General features: G+C 54.3%; 13 protein-coding genes and 1 riboswitch. All 13 genes read left to right on the forward strand.

All coding sequences use genetic code 11. The features are described 5' to 3' along the window. Positions 1 to 536: 536 nt before the first annotated feature. Positions 537 to 638, forward strand: a riboswitch (purine riboswitch). 192 nt (positions 639 to 830) lie between these two features. The 13 genes from purE to M1D70_RS04750 all read left to right on the forward strand — a co-directional run bounded on the left by purE (position 831) and on the right by M1D70_RS04750 (position 16,499). Continuing rightward, positions 831 to 1,316, forward strand: coding sequence for a 5-(carboxyamino)imidazole ribonucleotide mutase (purE, locus tag M1D70_RS04690; RefSeq protein ID WP_009592351.1), 486 nt, complete (start codon positions 831 to 833; stop codon positions 1,314 to 1,316). Then, positions 1,313 to 2,500 carry a 5-(carboxyamino)imidazole ribonucleotide synthase gene (gene purK, locus M1D70_RS04695; RefSeq protein WP_456289259.1) on the forward strand — a complete coding sequence of 396 codons (1,188 nt, stop codon included), beginning with the start codon at positions 1,313 to 1,315 and terminating at the stop codon, positions 2,498 to 2,500. The genes purE and purK overlap by 4 nt, the downstream gene beginning before the upstream one ends. A 3-nt stretch (positions 2,501 to 2,503) precedes the next feature. Next, a complete protein-coding gene (gene purB, locus M1D70_RS04700; protein WP_456289260.1) occupies positions 2,504 to 3,799 on the forward strand; it encodes an adenylosuccinate lyase in 1,296 nt (431 codons plus the stop codon). Positions 3,800 to 4,063: 264 nt separating this feature from the next. Further along, a complete protein-coding gene (locus M1D70_RS04705) occupies positions 4,064 to 4,954 on the forward strand; it encodes a phosphoribosylaminoimidazolesuccinocarboxamide synthase (protein WP_456289261.1) in 891 nt (296 codons plus the stop codon). A 49-nt stretch (positions 4,955 to 5,003) separates the two neighbouring features. Next, the gene (gene purS / locus M1D70_RS04710) at positions 5,004 to 5,249 is read left to right on the forward strand and encodes a phosphoribosylformylglycinamidine synthase subunit PurS (protein ID WP_006208285.1); all 246 of its coding nucleotides are present in this window, start codon (positions 5,004 to 5,006) and stop codon (positions 5,247 to 5,249) included. 4 nt (positions 5,250 to 5,253) lie between these two features. Continuing rightward, the gene (gene purQ, locus M1D70_RS04715; protein ID WP_012819095.1) at positions 5,254 to 5,943 is read left to right on the forward strand and encodes a phosphoribosylformylglycinamidine synthase subunit PurQ; all 690 of its coding nucleotides are present in this window, start codon (positions 5,254 to 5,256) and stop codon (positions 5,941 to 5,943) included. Beyond that, positions 5,921 to 8,164: a phosphoribosylformylglycinamidine synthase subunit PurL gene (gene purL, locus M1D70_RS04720; RefSeq protein WP_375120895.1), complete on the forward strand. Its 2,244-nt coding sequence runs from the start codon at positions 5,921 to 5,923 to the stop codon at positions 8,162 to 8,164. Before purQ ends, purL begins: the two co-directional genes overlap by 23 nt. Beyond that, entirely contained in the window at positions 8,149 to 9,627 is a 1,479-nt protein-coding gene (gene purF, locus M1D70_RS04725; RefSeq protein ID WP_009592356.1) for an amidophosphoribosyltransferase, read from the forward strand. The genes purL and purF overlap by 16 nt, the downstream gene beginning before the upstream one ends. 178 nt (positions 9,628 to 9,805) lie before the next feature. Then, complete coding sequence (gene purM, locus M1D70_RS04730; protein ID WP_009592292.1) at positions 9,806 to 10,846, forward strand: phosphoribosylformylglycinamidine cyclo-ligase; 1,041 nt, start codon at positions 9,806 to 9,808, stop codon at positions 10,844 to 10,846. Then, on the forward strand, positions 10,846 to 11,454 hold the full coding sequence (purN, locus tag M1D70_RS04735; protein WP_009592350.1) for a phosphoribosylglycinamide formyltransferase: 609 nt from the start codon (positions 10,846 to 10,848) through the stop codon (positions 11,452 to 11,454). The genes purM and purN overlap by 1 nt, the downstream gene beginning before the upstream one ends. A gap of 156 nt (positions 11,455 to 11,610) precedes the next feature. Continuing rightward, positions 11,611 to 13,158 (forward strand): bifunctional phosphoribosylaminoimidazolecarboxamide formyltransferase/IMP cyclohydrolase, encoded by a 1,548-nt coding sequence (gene purH, locus M1D70_RS04740; RefSeq protein ID WP_036661938.1) that lies wholly within the window; start codon positions 11,611 to 11,613, stop codon positions 13,156 to 13,158. A gap of 218 nt (positions 13,159 to 13,376) precedes the next feature. After that, positions 13,377 to 14,645 carry a phosphoribosylamine--glycine ligase gene (purD, locus tag M1D70_RS04745; protein ID WP_456289262.1) on the forward strand — a complete coding sequence of 423 codons (1,269 nt, stop codon included), beginning with the start codon at positions 13,377 to 13,379 and terminating at the stop codon, positions 14,643 to 14,645. A gap of 543 nt (positions 14,646 to 15,188) precedes the next feature. Next, entirely contained in the window at positions 15,189 to 16,499 is a 1,311-nt protein-coding gene (locus M1D70_RS04750; protein WP_009592303.1) for a sugar ABC transporter substrate-binding protein, read from the forward strand. The last annotated feature ends 36 nt before the right edge of the window (positions 16,500 to 16,535 follow it).

Genomic DNA, 16,535 nt, shown 5'->3' on the forward strand with positions numbered 1-16,535 from the left:
TATAAATTTCCGATTAGATATTTTGTCGTATTTCATATTCACGTCGGATGATAAGATTTCGACACTCGCCCCCATCTTCCTTGTGCAAGTAGCTACAATTAAAGAGCAGAACACGGTCTTATTTTATTCTGCGATAATACTTTTCCATTACCCTCTATGCAGCAGCAAAAAAGGTTCTCGCTCCAGCGGAGCAGACGAATCGTGGATGGAGAAGCGCTAGCGTTCGCCTTTAAACACGGGAAACATCCATTATAGTCCTATCCAGTTTCCCGTGTTTAACAGCGATCGGAATCACGAAGCGTCAGCGCAGCGCCGACTATGCTCCACATGAACAGCTCATGCCCTTTAATGTTCAGTAGTTGTCTACGTTTTTTAATGCCGCAGTCTCCTGGAAGTTTTTGCTGCAGCATTGCTCACTCCCTAGATACGAACATTATTTTTTCTATAAATCCGATTGTTCGTGTTTAGGTTGACATTAGGTGTCAGAAATTGATAAACTGAGGATGTTGAGGTTCAAAATAACTTATGAAGCATGATTGATGAAATTTAATATGTCTCGTATAAAGCCGGGGATATGGCCCGGAAGTCTCTACCCGAAAACCGTAAATTTTCGGACTACGAGGGAATACAAACGGTGCGGCAACGACGGGGCTTGGCTTCATGTTTGCTTCTTAGGCGGCGGATGCGCAAGGCTCTTCTGCTTGACGCAGGCGGCAGCGTTCGTAATCCTTGTATGTCCGAGACCTGCACAGAACTTTGTGTTTACGGGATCGGACTTTTTTTTCAGCAGTCATATGAATGTCGAATTTCGCAGAAAGCGGGGGTAACTCATGACAGCACAAGTAGGAGTCATTATGGGAAGCCAATCAGATTGGGATACGATGTCCCATGCATGCCAGGTGCTAGACGAGCTTGAAATTCCTTATGAGAAAAAAGTCGTATCCGCTCACCGGACGCCGGACCTGATGTTCCGTTATGCCGAGGAGGCGGAGGGCCGGGGGCTTCGCGTCATCATCGCCGGAGCCGGCGGAGCCGCTCACCTGCCCGGGATGGTCGCTTCGAAGACGGTACTGCCGGTCATCGGCGTTCCGGTTAAATCCAAAGCGCTGAAGGGTCTGGATTCATTGTTGTCGATCGTGCAGATGCCAGGCGGCATTCCGGTAGCAACCGTAGCGATCGGCAAAGCGGGAGCCACGAACGCGGGGTTGCTCGCAGCGCAAATTCTCGGCACCTCGGATGCAGGAATTCGCGAAAGAGTGCAGGCGCGCCGTGACCGGATCCGGGACGAAGTGCTGGAAAGCAGCGATAACCTATGATGGAGAACGGAGCACAGCAGACGCGAGCAACCGGCAGAAAGCTTTTGCCGGGTTCGGTCATTGGCGTACTCGGCGGCGGGCAGCTCGGACGAATGATCGCGCTGGACGGAATCCGGATGGGATATTCGTTCGTCACCCTTGATCCGACGCCGAACTCTCCGCTCGGCCAGATGGCCGAGCAGGTTACGGCCCGTTACGACGACGTCGAGGCTGCCCGGCAGCTCGCGGCGAAAGCCGATGTCATTACCTACGAATTCGAAAATGTCGATGCGGGCGTGGCCCGGCTTCTGGAGGAGCAGTCTTATGTTCCTCAGGGAAGCAAGCTGCTGTACACTACGCAGCACCGCTTGCGCGAGAAGGCCGCGATCGAAGCGGCCGGCGTGCCGGTTGCACCGTATCGTGAAATAACAAGCTTGGAAGATTTGTTGTCCGCCGCCTCCGAACTTGGACTTCCGTGCGTGCTAAAGACCGCCACGGGAGGTTATGATGGTAAAGGGCAAGCGGTTCTCCGCAGCGAAGATGAACTCGAATCGGCTTACAAGGAGCTGGCTGCCAGCGGGACTGAGCTGGTATTGGAGAAGTTCGTCAAGTTCGCATGCGAGATCTCCGTCATTGCGGCGCGTACGCCCAGCGGCATCGTGAAGAGCTTCCCGCCGGCAGAGAACGTGCACGTCAACAATATTTTGCATTTGTCGATTGTGCCCGCGCGCGTGCCGAGCGAAGTCAAGCGCAAAGCATGCAAGCTCGCGGAACGCGTGGCAGAAGGCTTGGGAGCTGTTGGCCTGCTGGCCGTCGAGATGTTTGTGACCGAGGAGGGGGAGCTGTTCGTGAATGAGCTTGCGCCTCGTCCGCATAACTCGGGGCACTACACGATGGAGGCATGCTCCACCTCTCAATTCGAGCAGCATGTGAGAGCGATTTGCGATCTGCCGCTCGGGGACACGACGCTGCTGAGCCCGGTCGTCATGGTGAACCTCCTGGGGCAGCATCTGGAGGAAGCCGTACGGCGTTTTGGAGAGCACGACGCGCTTGCAGAGTCTCTCGGCGTTGTGCCTAAGCTTCATCTTTACGGCAAGAGCGAGGCGAAGGCTAACCGCAAAATGGGACATATCAACCTCTTGTGCGGGGACGTCGATGACGCGCTCGAATGGGTAGAGAAAACTAATATTTGGAGGCAGGATTAAACGATGATTGAACGTTATAGCAGACCGGAAATGCGGGCGATTTGGACCGAGGAGAACAAGTTCAGAGCATGGCTGGAAGTGGAATTGTGCGCATGCGAGGCATGGGCCGACCTTGGCGTCATTCCGAAGGAGGACACCGTTAAGCTTCGCCAGAATGCGACCTTCAATTTAGATCGGATTTATGAAATCGAGCAGGAAACCCGCCATGATGTCATCGCTTTTACCCGTGCGGTGTCGGAAAGCCTTGGCGAGGAGCGCAAATGGGTCCACTACGGCTTGACTTCGACGGATGTGGTGGATACCGCGATGGGATATCTGCTCAAGCAAGCCAACGATATTCTGGAGCAGGACATCCTGCGTTTTATCGGTATTTTGAAAGAGAAGGCACTGGCTTACAAGCATACCCCGATGATGGGCAGAACGCATGGCGTTCATGCAGAGCCGACGACCTTCGGCTTGAAAATGGCGCTGTGGCATGAAGAAATGATCCGCAACCTGGAGCGTTTCCGCCATGCGGCTGACGGCGTGCAGTACGGCAAAATTTCGGGTGCCGTCGGCACGTATGCCAATATCGATCCTTCGGTCGAAGAATTCGTTTGCCGCAAGCTCGGCACGAAAGCGGCGCCGATCTCGACCCAGACGCTGCAGCGTGACCGTCACGCGGAATACATGGCGACGCTTGCCCTTATCGCGACTTCGCTCGAGAAATTCGCTACCGAAGTCCGCGCGCTCCAGAAGAGTGAGGTTCGCGAAGTAGAAGAGGCATTCGCCAAAGGACAAAAGGGTTCCTCCGCGATGCCGCATAAACGGAATCCGATCGGTTCGGAGAACATCTCGGGCCTTGCCCGCGTCATTCGCGGCCACATGGTTTCCGCTTACGAGAACGTATCGCTCTGGCATGAGCGGGACATTTCCCACTCCTCGGTAGAGCGTATCATCCTGCCGGACGCTACGATGCTGCTGAACTACATGCTGAACCGCTTCGGCAACATCGTGAAGAACCTGACGGTCTTCCCGGAGAACATGAAGCGCAACATGGCCCGCACATATGGCGTTCCTTTCTCCGGCCGGATCCTGACGAAGCTGATCGACAAGGGCTTCAGCCGCGAGCAAGCGTACGACACCGTTCAGCCACGCGCCATGCAGGCATGGGAAGAGCAGCGTCAATTCCGCGAGATCGTGGAATCCACGCCTGAGATCACCGAGGTGCTGAGCGCCGAGGAGATCGAAGATGCCTTCAATCCAAGCTGGCACCTGAAGCATGTGGATACGATTTTTGCCAAGCTGGGGCTGGAGTAGTTAAGAAACCAAATTAATCCGCATTCATAAAAGATCTAGAGAAATTCAATTTCTACAACGGAGAAGGCGGAATTGTTTTGGAGAAGCGATAGCGGTCTCCTGAAAGCTTTCCATCGGAAAGCTAGCATCGAAAGCATATGCTGCCCCCGGATTTCAACCATTAAATCTTATGTAATAGAAATCTGGGGGCAACAGAGATCGGAAAAATAATCCGCATTCGTATTGATGACAGGCAGACAATCTCTAGTCTAAGGGGAGGAACACATGACATTACCGGCATTATCGACCGCCACTCATCTGGTCAACGTACCGCTGCTGTACAAGGGCAAGGTTCGTGAACTGTACGACCTGGGCGAGCACGTACTCATTGTAGTAACCGACCGCATTTCCGCTTTTGACTATGTGCTGGAGCCGCCCGTGCCGGCTAAAGGAACCGTGCTGAACAAGCTGAGCGCCTTCTGGTTCGAACAAACGGAGCAGCTCATCCGCAATCATGTCGTGCATACCGACGTGAACCTGCTGGGCGATGCCGTCAAGGACAAGGACCTGCTGGACGGACGCATCATGGTGTGCCGGAGGGCCGAGCGCATCGATATCGAATGCGTCGTGCGCGGGTACATCACCGGCGGAGGCTGGAGGCAGTATCAGTCCTCGGGCGAGGTCAACGGCATTCAGCTGCCGGAGGGCTTGCGCAAGAACGAGGCTTTTCCGGAGCCGATCTTCACGCCGGCGGCCAAGAACGATGTCGGCCATGACGAGGACATTTCGCTTTCCCGCATGAAGGAGCTTGTCGGCGAAGAGCTGGCATTGCAGCTGCAGGAGAAAAGCCTGATGCTGTACAAGTTTGCCCGCGATTACTGCCGCAAGCACGGCATTATTTTGGCCGATTGCAAGTTTGAGTTTGGATTGATCGACGGAGAGATCGTCCTGATCGACGAGATCTTCACGCCGGATTCCTCCCGTTTCTGGGATGAGAACAATTATGCGCTCGACATTGAGATCGACAGTATGGATAAGGAGCCGGTACGCACGTATCTTGCTTCGTCCGATTGGGATAAGAACAGTGAGCCGGATCCGCTGCCGAAAGCCGTGGTAGAGGAGACAACGCGCCGCTACAGCGATATTTACAGCCGAATCACGGGTGTTAGCCTGTAAGCTTTGATAAACCATTTCATTCATATATACCGAGGAGGAACAGGATACAATGTTGAAAGCAAAGGTCTACGTCACGATTAAGCAGAGCGTATTGGACCCTCAAGGGGTAGCGGTGCAAGGTGCGCTTCATTCGATAGGGTACAAGGAAGTGGAAAGCCTGCGGATCGGTAAATATATGGAGCTTGAGCTGGGCACGGACAACCGTGAGGAAGCCGAGCAACGAGTGAAAGAAATGTGCGAGAAGCTTCTGGCCAATACGGTGGTAGAGAACTACCGTTATGAATTGGAGGGCTAAACCAATGAGATTTGCAGTGCTGGTCTTTCCTGGCTCCAACTGTGACATTGACTGCTATAAGGCGGTAGAAGAGACGATCGGTCAGCCGGTGGATTATGTTTGGCATACGGCAACGGACCTTTCCCCATACGATTGTATTTTGGTGCCGGGCGGATTCTCCTATGGAGATTATCTGCGGTGTGGTGCGATTTCCCGGTTCGCCCCGGTCATGAACGAAGTGGCGAAAGCGGCGGAAGAGGGCAAGTATATTCTGGGCATCTGTAACGGATTTCAGATTTTGACGGAGGCCGGACTCCTTCCGGGAGCCCTGCGGCGCAACGATTCGATGAAATTCCGCTGCCATGACACGGTGCTTAAAGTGAACAATAATACAACGCCGTTTACCCGCGATTACGCGGAGGGACAAGAGATTGTCATTCCGATCGCGCATGGCGAAGGCAACTATTACTGTGATGAAGAAACGCTTCAAAAGCTCCGGGACAACCGGCAAATCGTATTTACGTATCAAGACAATCCGAACGGCTCGATCGAGGATATCGCGGGCATCTGCAACGAGCGCGGCAACGTAATCGGCATGATGCCGCATCCGGAGCGCGCGGTCAGCAGCCTGCTCGGCTCGGATGACGGTAAAGCAATGTTTACATCCATATTACAGGCATGGAGGGATACTCATGGCGCAGCAAACGTCCGTTAAGGAACCGACGGCAGAACAGATCGCAGAGCATCAGATTTACAAGCAGATGGGAGTTTCGGACAGCGAGTATGAGCTGATCTGTTCCTTCATGGGACGCAAGCCGAATTACACGGAAATCGGCGTATTCAGCGTCATGTGGTCCGAGCACTGCGCCTACAAAAACTCCAAGCCGCTGCTTCGCCGCTTCCCGACAAGCGGCCCGCGCGTCCTGATGGGACCGGGCGAAGGCGCAGGGATCGTCGATATCGGCGACAACCAAGCGGTCGTATTCAAAATCGAAAGCCATAACCACCCTTCCGCTGTAGAGCCTTACCAAGGCGCAGCTACGGGCGTAGGCGGCATAATCCGCGATATTTTCTCCATGGGGGCTAGACCGGTAGCGATTCTGAACTCGCTTCGTTTCGGCAAGCTGGAGAGCGATCGCGTTAAATATTTGTTCGAACACGTGGTATCCGGCATAGCCGGCTACGGAAACTGCATCGGAATCCCGACGGTAGGCGGCGAGGTGGTATTCGACGAGAGCTACGAAGGCAATCCGCTGGTCAATGCGATGTGCGTAGGCGTTATCGACCATGACAAGATTCAGCGCGGCGTTGCAAAAGGGGTAGGCAATCCGGTCTTCTATGTCGGGCCACCAACTGGCCGCGACGGCATCCATGGCGCGACCTTCGCTTCCGTAGAACTGACGGAGGAATCCGAAGCGAACCGTACGGCCGTTCAGGTCGGCGATCCGTTCATGGAGAAACTCGTGATGGAATCTTGCCTTGAGCTGATCGATTCCGGCATCGTGCTGGGCATTCAGGATATGGGCGCGGCTGGATTGACTTGCTCCAGTGCAGAAATGGCAAGTAAAGCAGGCAATGGTCTGGAGCTGTACCTGGATCAGGTGCCTCAGCGCGAAGAGGGCATGACGCCTTATGAAATGATGCTGTCGGAATCCCAGGAGCGCATGCTGTTCGTCGTTGAGCCGAAGCATGAAGCACAAGCGCGCGAAATCTTCGAGCGTTGGGGCGTTATCTGCGCCAAAGTCGGCAAGGTAACGGACGATGGTCGCCTGAAGCTGATCCACCACGGCGAGGTGGTTGGCGACATGCCGGTTAAAGCGCTCGTCGACGAGTGCCCGATCTATAACAAACCATCCCAAGAACCGGCTTATTATCAAGAGCAGGCTGCGGTGGATACGCTCCGTTATGAAGAAGTGAAGGACTTGGGCGGCGCCCTCAAGAAGGTGCTCGGTTCGCCAAGCCTTGCAAGCAAAGCATGGGTATACAACCAATATGATTATATGGTTCGCACCAGCACGGCCGTTCGTCCGGGCTCGGATGCAGCCGTCGTAACGGTGCACGGAACGCGCAAAGCCCTGGCGATGACAACGGACTGCAACGGACGTTACGTCTACCTCGATCCTGAGCTCGGCGGCAGAATCGCCGTTAGCGAAGCAGCTCGTAATATCGTGTGCTCCGGTGCCGAGCCGCTGGCGATTACGGATAACCTGAACTTCGGAAGCCCGGAGAAGCCGGAAATTTTCTGGCAGATGGAAAAAGCCGTGGACGGCATGGCGGAAGCTTGCCGCGAGCTTGAAACGCCGGTCATCGGCGGGAACGTCAGCCTCTATAACGAGAATGCCAAGGGCGCGATTTATCCGACGCCGGTTGTCGGCATGGTCGGCCTGATCCATGATACGGATCATATTACGACGCAAGCCTTCAAGGCGGAGGGCGATGCCATCTACGTTCTGGGCGATACCCGTGCCGAACTGGGAGGCAGCGAGTTCCAAGCGATCCTGCACGGGGTGTCGGAAGGCAGACCGCCGGAGCTGAACCTGGATACCGAGAAGAAATTGCTCGGCGGCGTACTGAAGGCCATCCAATCGGGTCTGGTCCAATCGGCGCATGACGTGTCGGAGGGCGGACTTGCAGCAGCGCTTGCGGAAAGCTGCATCAGCGGCGGCATCGGCGCGAGCGTGAAATGGGCAACCGATCTGCGCAACGACGTGGCGCTGTTCAGCGAGAGCCAATCCCGGATCGTGCTGTCCGCGTCTCCTGATCACAAGAATGCGCTGGAGAAGCTCCTGCAAGAAGCGGGCGTTCCATTTACCGCGCTTGGCGTAGTCGGCGGAAACAAGCTTAGCATTAACATTAACGGTGCTTCTGCGCTGGAAGAATCCGTGGAGGCTTTGAAATCCGTCTGGGAGGATGCCATTCCATGTCTCATGAACTGATACCCGAAGGACTGTGGACAGGGGATTACTACAATGAGGGAACAGGTCAGAGCGATATTTTCGATACCTTAAAAGAAGAGTGCGGCGTATTCGGGGTGTTTGGGCATCCCGATGCCGCCTCCCTTTCCTATTACGGGCTTCACGCCCTCCAGCACCGCGGCGAGGAGAGCGCGGGAATCTGCGTGGCCGACGGCGAGAATTTCAATTATCACCGCGGTATGGGGCTGGTCAAAGAAGTGTTCGATAAAGACAAGCTGGAATCGCTGCAGGGCAGCATGTCGATCGGGCATGTCCGGTATTCGACCAGCGGGGACAGCAGGCTGACGAATGCGCAGCCGCTCGTCTTTAAATATCGTGAGGGCAATCTGGCGATTGCTACGAACGGCAACATCGTGAACGAGCCGAAGCTTCGGCGCGAGCTGGAGATGGAAGGCTCCATTTTCCAGACGACAAGCGATACGGAGGTCATTGCGCATCTGATCGCGCGTTCGCCGAAGGATTTTGTCGAGGCTGCCAAGGATGCCTTGCAGCGCCTGGTGGGTGGTTTTGCGTTTCTGCTCATGACCAATGACAAGCTGCTCGTCGCCTCGGACCCGAACGGACTCCGTCCGCTCACGATGGGTCGTCTGGGCGATGCATACATCTTCACCTCCGAGACCTGTGCGCTTGAAGTTATCGGAGCTGAGGCGATTCGCGACGTCGCTCCCGGGGAGCTGCTGATCCTCGATCGGAACGGACTTCGGGAAGAGCGTTACACGGAAGCGGGACGCAAAGCGTTGTGCGCGATGGAATATATTTATTTTTCCCGTCCGGACAGCGATCTGAACGGCTCCAACCTGCATTCGGCCCGCAAACGGATGGGCAGCAAAATGGCCCTGGAATCGTTCGTGGATGCGGATGTAGTTACGGGCGTACCGGACTCCAGCATCTCGGCCGCCATCGGTTATGCCGAACAGACGGGCATTCCTTACGAGCTGGGATTGATCAAGAATAAATACACGGGCCGGACGTTCATTCAGCCGAGCCAGGAGCTGCGCGAGCAGGGCGTGAAGATGAAGCTGAGCGCGGTACGGCGCGTGGTCGAAGGCAAACGGGTGGTCATGATCGATGATTCCATCGTACGGGGAACCACGTCCCGCCGGATCGTCAACCTGCTTCGCGAAGCGGGCGCGACCGAAGTGCATGTGCGGATTACGTCGCCGCCGTTCAAGAATCCATGCTTCTACGGCATCGATACGCCGGACCGCAGGGAATTAATCGCCTCCGAGAAAAGCGTCGAGGAAATCTGCCGGGAGATCAATGCGGATTCCCTGTCGTTCCTGAGTCCGGAGGGACTGATATCCGCCATTGGCGGTTATGATGAGCACAGCCCTAAAGGCGGCTTGTGCATGGCATGCTTTGATAATGAGTACCCGACGCAGATTGATTTCAACGGGGAAGAGAAGATGGGCTGCAGCTGCTGATTCTGCAGCGGACAGCCATTTTTTCTCGGATACACCCATTAAGTGCGTGTTCAAAAAGGTCGGTTTTCAGCACCGAGAGGGTTGGTTTGAACAACCTCTTTAAGCTGATTATTGATTAAGCCCATAAATGATGTGTGAACTGATACTTTCGTCATAACGAAAAAGGAGTGTTGAGCGCGTGTCTGATACTTACAAACAAGCAGGCGTGGATATCGCTGCAGGCAACGAAGCGGTAGAGCGGATGAAAAAGCATGTCAAAACGACTTTCAGGCCGGAAGTCATGACGGACCTCGGTGGTTTTGGCGCACTGTTCAAGCTGAATAAAGACCAATATGAAGAGCCGGTACTCGTCTCAGGCACGGATGGCGTCGGCACAAAGCTGAAGCTTGCATTCGCGATGGACCAACATGATACCATCGGCATCGATGCGGTAGCGATGTGCGTGAACGATATTGTGGTGCAGGGTGCAGAACCGCTCTTTTTTCTCGACTATTTAGCGTGTGACAAGGTCATTCCGTCCAAAATCGAGTCCATTGTCAAAGGGATCGCCGACGGATGCAACCAGGCGGGCTGCTCGCTGATCGGCGGGGAAACGGCGGAGATGCCGGGCATGTACAGCGAAGGCGAGTATGACATCGCGGGCTTCACCGTGGGGATTGTCGACAAAAGCAAAATGATCAACGGGTCGAATATCGCGGCAGGCGACACGGTAATCGGACTGGCCTCCAGCGGCGTGCACAGCAACGGCTTCTCGCTCGTCCGCAAGCTGCTGCTAGAGGATGCCGGCTACTCGCTGCAGCAGGAGCTTCCGGAACTGGGCGGACGTCTTGGCGACGTACTGCTCGCACCAACCAAGATTTATGTGAAGCCGCTGCTCGGGCTGTTGAAAGAGATCGAAGTGAAGGGCATGGCGCATATCACGGGCGGCGGATTCATCGAAAATATTCCGCGCATGCTGCCGGAGGGCGTCAACGTCGACATCGAATACGGCGCTTGGCCGATTCTGCCGATTTTTAAGCTGATGCAGGATAAAGGCAGCATTTCGAACAAGGACATGTTTACGACATTCAATATGGGAATCGGCATGGTGCTTGTCGTCAAGGAGCAGGATGCTGACGGGGCACTTCAATATCTCCGCTCCGCAGGCGAAGAGGCTTATGTGATCGGCCGCGTGACCGAAGGCGAGCGCATCGTAACCTTCACGGGAGCTGAGGTGTAATGAGAGCGTTTCGGATGGCGGTGTTCGCTTCCGGAAGAGGCAGCAACTTTCAGGCTTTGGTCGATGCGCAGCAAAGCGGAGCCCTGGGCGGCGAGATCAGCATTCTGGTATGCGACAAGCCTCAGGCTCCCGTCGTGGAGCTGGCTAAAGCGGCGAATGTGGATGTATTCGCCTTTCAGCCGAAGGAATATGCCTCTAAGGAAGATTACGAACGGGAAATTGCGGCAGAGCTTCAGCAGCGCGGTGTCGAATTGATTGTCCTTGCAGGATATATGCGGCTATTGAGCCCTTCCTTTGTCGAGTTCTATAACGGGCGGATTATCAATATTCATCCTTCGCTCCTGCCTGCTTTTCCAGGCAAAGACGCGATCGGCCAAGCGCTTGCGTATGGCGTCAAGATGACCGGCGTCACGGTGCATTTCGTGGATGGCGGCATGGATACCGGGCCGGTTATCGCTCAGAAGGCCGTTGAAATCAAGGACGGCGATACGGCGGAAACGCTGGCAGAACGCATTCACGCCGTGGAGCAGAAGTTATACTCTGAAGTCGTTTCCTGGTTTGCCGAGGGGCGGATTTCGCTGAACGGGCGGAATGTGACGATTGCCTAATAGGCTTTTGTAATAAAAGCGGACAAGGTCTTACAGTGAATCGACATGTTCGATATTTCTCGGGAAATAATTTGCAATTATGGATCTTCGACAGCATCTACGGTATCAAGACAGGCCTAACTTAGTAGATTTTCATTCAAAATAGGGGGTATGAACGTGGGTATCAAAAGAGCTTTGGTCAGCGTGTCGGACAAAACCGGCGTCGTGGAATTTTGCCGCGAGTTGTCTTCATTGGGTGTAGAGATCATTTCGACAGGAGGGACGAAGAACCTCCTAGCAAAAGAAGGCGTTCCTGTCATCGGCATTTCCGATGTGACCGGATTCCCGGAAATTCTGGACGGACGCGTCAAAACCCTTCATCCAGCGGTGCACAGCGGCTTGCTTGCCATTCGCGACAGCGAGGAGCATCAGCGTCAAATGCAGGAGCTGGGCCTCGATTACATCGATCTGGTCGTGGTGAACCTGTACCCGTTCCAGGAAACGATCGCGAAGCCGGATGTCGAGTATGAAGATGCGATCGAAAATATCGACATCGGCGGTCCGACGATGCTGCGTTCGGCTGCGAAAAACCATGCTTTTGTGAGCGTGGTTGTCGATGCGGCGGATTACGGCAGCGTGATCGAGGAAATCCGCGGCGGCGGCGATACGACGCTGGAAACCCGTAAACGCCTTGCAGCCAAGGTATTCCGTCATACGGCTGCCTACGATACGCTCATTTCCGACTATTTGTCGAATGTGACAGGGGATCCGCTTCCTGAGCGCTTCAGCGTCACCTACGAGAAGATCCAGGACCTTCGCTACGGCGAAAATCCACATCAAAAGGCGGCATTTTACCGGAAGCCGCTGGCTCCCGCCGGAACGTTGACGACCGCCGAGCAGCTGCACGGCAAAGAGCTCTCCTACAACAATATCAATGACGCAAACGCGGCCCTGCAGATCGTGAAGGAATTCGACGAGCCGACCGTGGTGGCCGTGAAGCATATGAATCCTTGCGGCGTCGGTATCGGGACGAATGTATTGGAAGCTTATCAAAAGGCTTACAATGCGGATCCGACGTCCATCTTCGGCGGCATCGTGGCCGCAAACCGGACGATTGACGCTCCGACGGCCGATCTGCTGAAGGATATTTTCCTTGAAATTATCCTGGCACCGGACTTCACGCCGGAGGCGCTGGAGATTCTGACGAAAAAGAAAAACATCCGTCTGCTGAAGATGGGCGAGTTCGGCTCGGCCAAGGAGCGCCAAAGCACGCTTGCCGTAACAACCATCGAAGGCGGCATGATCGTGCAGGAAAGCGATGTGCATTCCCTCGATGCGGCTGACCTGAAGGTCGTGACGGACCGTGAGCCGACCGAAGCCGAGCTGAAGCAGCTGCTCTTCGGCTGGAAGGTGGTCAAGCACGTCAAGTCGAACGCAATCGTATTGGCGGCTGACGACATGACCGTCGGCGTAGGCGCAGGTCAAATGAACCGAGTCGGTTCCGCGCGTATTGCGGTGGAGCAGGCGGGAGAGAAAGCCAAAGGCGCGGTTCTCGCTTCCGATGCGTTCTTCCCAATGGGCGATACGGTGGAGCTTGCGGCGAAAGCCGGCATTACCGCCATCATTCAGCCGGGCGGCTCCATCAAGGATGAGGAATCGATCAAGGCTGCCAATGAATACGGGATCGCCATGGTCTTTACCGGCGTGAGGCATTTCAAGCACTAATTCATTCGCTAAAAAATGACGGGGGCTTGGTTGCAGACATCAGACTGCATTCGAAGTATACCCCTTTCAATCAACATTGGCAGAGGCGACGCCGCGCTTAGCGCGCGCCGCCTTTACGTTTAAGGGGCGAAAGGCCGACTTATCGCTTTGCCCCGTAAATGATTCATGCGGTGAAACGATATCGCGGGCAATATGAAATGATTCGGGAGGGATAAACCATGGATATTTTGGTTATCGGAGGCGGCGGAAGAGAGCATGCCATCGTATGGGCACTGGCAAAGAGCCCGAAAGCAGGCACCATTTACTGTGCGCCGGGCAATGCCGGAATCGGGCAGCTGGCAAAATGCGTGCCGATTGCGGTATCGGAATTTGATAAGCTGGCGGCTTTCGCCGTAGAGAAGCAGGTGGGACTCATAGTTGTCGGTCCGGATGATCCGCTGGCGGAAGGCATCGTGGATGCGTTTGACGCTACGGGCATCCCGGTATTCGGTCCGCGCAAAAACGCGGCCGAAATCGAGGGCAGCAAAACCTTCATGAAGGATCTGCTTCATAAATACAGCATACCGACAGCGGCTTACGCGAAGTTCGACAATTACGAGGAGGCGCTTGCTTACTTGCGCCAGCAAGGCGCGCCGATCGTCGTGAAAGCGGACGGGCTCGCAGCAGGCAAGGGCGTTACCGTTGCGCGGACCATCGAGGAGGCCGAGCAGGCACTCAGCGACATCATGCAATCGAAGGTGTTTGGCGATGCCGGAAGCCGCGTAGTTATCGAGGAGTTCCTGGAAGGCCAGGAAATGTCGATCCTCGCCTTTGTGGACGGAGAAACCGTGAAGCCGATGTCAGCCGCGCAGGATCACAAGCCGGCGTATGACGGGGACCAGGGGCCGAATACCGGAGGAATGGGAACGTATTCGCCATTGCCTCATATTCAGCCGTCCATCATCGAAGAGGCCATTGAGACGATCATCAAGCCTACGGCAAAAGCGATGGTTGACGAAGGACGTCCGTTCCGTGGCGTTCTGTTTGCCGGATTGATGATCACGCCGGACGGCAGACCGAAGACCATTGAATTCAATGCCAGATTCGGCGATCCGGAAGCGCAGGTCGTATTGCCGCGCCTGAAGACCGATCTGCTTGACGTTTTCCTTGCTGCCGTGAACGGGACCCTGGCCGATCTTGAGCTGGAGTGGAGTGACGAGGCAGCCGTATGCGTCATCCTGGCTTCCGGCGGTTATCCTGCATCGTATCCAAAAGGAATTGCGATTACTGGTCTGGACAACGAGAAGGACGGGACGATCGTATTTCATGCGGGCACTTCTCGCGATGCCGATGGCACCTGGAGAACGAACGGGGGACGTGTCCTGGGCGTTGTCGGTTTAGGCACGGATATCGCTGCGGCACGCGCGAAAGCCTATGAACGGGCAGAAGCGATTGCGTTTGAAGGCAAGTTTAACCGGACGGACATTGCGCTGAAAGCACTGCAATAAGCAAGCTCTTTCACTAACAACGATTCGTAAAAATAGGAGGACTGCCGCAGATCGGTTATTCAAAGATCACAAGCGGTAGTCCTTTCTTGCTGTTATCGGAAATACATGGGGAAGCCAAGCTTAGATGCAAGATCCGCTCATGGCAGACCCGGGTACATCTGTTTCTATTTCCCACTATTGTGCAAACGTTTGTTCAACGAGCAGGCATTTATGATGGCTTCTTGTCTCAAATAACGTGCAAAATGACAGGATTGCACAGGATCTGCACAACTATTTTTATGATAACTTACGAAATACAGTGAATATCGAAGGTAATAGAAGATTATATGCCTAAAACGGGGAAAAATGATCTGTGCAAACGTTTTTACATTCGATATTAAATGTTGTATGATGTTTTCAGTGAATGAAGCGCTTTCTCAACGGGATTTTTCCTGAGTATCTCGCCAGATGCTACATAGAAAAAGAGACGCTGAAAATTTTCTGAAATCGTTTGCGCAGATTTCCAACATTTTCTGATCATTTATTGAGAGGGGTAATCATGGAATGAAGATGAAGAAGTTACTTACGCTAGCTGCAACCTTCACGTTGGCGTTCTCCATTACAGCGTGCGGAGGAAATACGGCCGCACCAGCTACGGAGGCACCTGCTGAGACTCCGCCAGCACAGGAAACGCCGGCCGAAAATACAGAGACACAGGAACTTAAGCCAGAAGAAGGCGCGAAATTGGTCGTATGGGAAAGCCGGGACGAAAGAGCTTACACCGATGCGGTCGCCAAAGAATTTACCGAGAAATACGGCGTTGAAGTGACCATTGAAGAATTGTCCCCAACTGATCAAGTAACCAAGCTTGCGCAAGACGGACCATCCGGCTTGGCAGCCGACGTCGTACTGTTCCCTCACGATAACCTGGGCAAAGCCGTAGCGACAAACCTGGTTCTGCCAAACGATTTTTATGAAGAAAAAACGAAAAGCAACAACACGGAAGCAGCCATCCAAGGCGTAAGCTATGACGGCGTTCTGTACGGATACCCTCGCGCTGCGGAAACTTACCTGATGTACTACAACAAGGACTTGGTTAAAGAAGTTCCGACAACGATGGAAGAGGTTATCGAATTCAGCAAAACCTTCACCGACAAATCCAAGAACAAGTATGGATTCATGTTCGAAACAGGCAACCTGTACTTCGCATATCCGTTCCTTGCTTCCAACGGCGGATACATCTTCGGTAACGGCGGTGCCGACGTCAACGATATCGGCCTGAACAACGAAGGCGCAGTGAAGAGCATGGAAGTATATGCAAGCCTTAAGGAAATCCTTCCGGTTAAATCCGGCGATATTACGCCGGATATCAAGCGTGGCTTGTTCACGGCCGGCGATCTGGCGATGGACATTAACGGACCATGGGAGCTTGGCGGATACAAAGAAGCGCTTGGCGACAAGCTCGGCGTTGCTCCAATCCCGACGATCGGCGGTCAGCCTGCAGTATCGTTCTCCGGTATCAAAGCTTGGTACGTAAGCTCGTTCACGAAGTATCCGCAAGCAGCTCGTCTGTTCGCAGACTTCGCAACGTCCAAAGAAGCACAATTGCAATTGAGCGCATTGGTTGGTTCGGTTCCGACCAACAACGAAGCTCAAGAAGACGATCAAATCAAGAACGACGAGTATGTATCGGCATTCACGGAGCAGTTCAAATCTTCCCAGCCGATGCCGTCCGTACCGGAAATGGCTAACGTATGGTCTCCAGTAGGCGCTGCGCTGGCTGAGATCTGGGACAACAACAAAGACGTGAAAGAAACGCTGGATAAAGCCGTAACTCAAGTGAAAGACCTCAACAGTGGTGGAGCTGGCGAGTAATAGCGTTCTTATATAATACGAGACAGATGAAGAAGT

The sequence above is a fragment of the Paenibacillus sp. AK002 genome, assembly GCF_053903045.1.

What these genes read in the sequence shown, in the direction of transcription:
- M1D70_RS04705 (WP_456289261.1), top strand. Translation starts at nt 4,064, where the DNA reads ATGACATTACCGGCATTATCGACCGCCACTCATCTGGTCAACGTACCG.
- M1D70_RS04750 (WP_009592303.1), top strand. Translation starts at nt 15,189, where the DNA reads ATGAAGATGAAGAAGTTACTTACGCTAGCTGCAACCTTCACGTTGGCG.
- purS (WP_006208285.1), top strand. Translation starts at nt 5,004, where the DNA reads ATGTTGAAAGCAAAGGTCTACGTCACGATTAAGCAGAGCGTATTGGAC.
- purD (WP_456289262.1), top strand. Translation starts at nt 13,377, where the DNA reads ATGGATATTTTGGTTATCGGAGGCGGCGGAAGAGAGCATGCCATCGTA.
- purB (WP_456289260.1), top strand. Translation starts at nt 2,504, where the DNA reads ATGATTGAACGTTATAGCAGACCGGAAATGCGGGCGATTTGGACCGAG.
- purK (WP_456289259.1), top strand. Translation starts at nt 1,313, where the DNA reads ATGATGGAGAACGGAGCACAGCAGACGCGAGCAACCGGCAGAAAGCTT.
- purL (WP_375120895.1), top strand. Translation starts at nt 5,921, where the DNA reads ATGGCGCAGCAAACGTCCGTTAAGGAACCGACGGCAGAACAGATCGCA.
- purF (WP_009592356.1), top strand. Translation starts at nt 8,149, where the DNA reads ATGTCTCATGAACTGATACCCGAAGGACTGTGGACAGGGGATTACTAC.
- purE (WP_009592351.1), top strand. Translation starts at nt 831, where the DNA reads ATGACAGCACAAGTAGGAGTCATTATGGGAAGCCAATCAGATTGGGAT.
- purN (WP_009592350.1), top strand. Translation starts at nt 10,846, where the DNA reads ATGAGAGCGTTTCGGATGGCGGTGTTCGCTTCCGGAAGAGGCAGCAAC.
- purQ (WP_012819095.1), top strand. Translation starts at nt 5,254, where the DNA reads ATGAGATTTGCAGTGCTGGTCTTTCCTGGCTCCAACTGTGACATTGAC.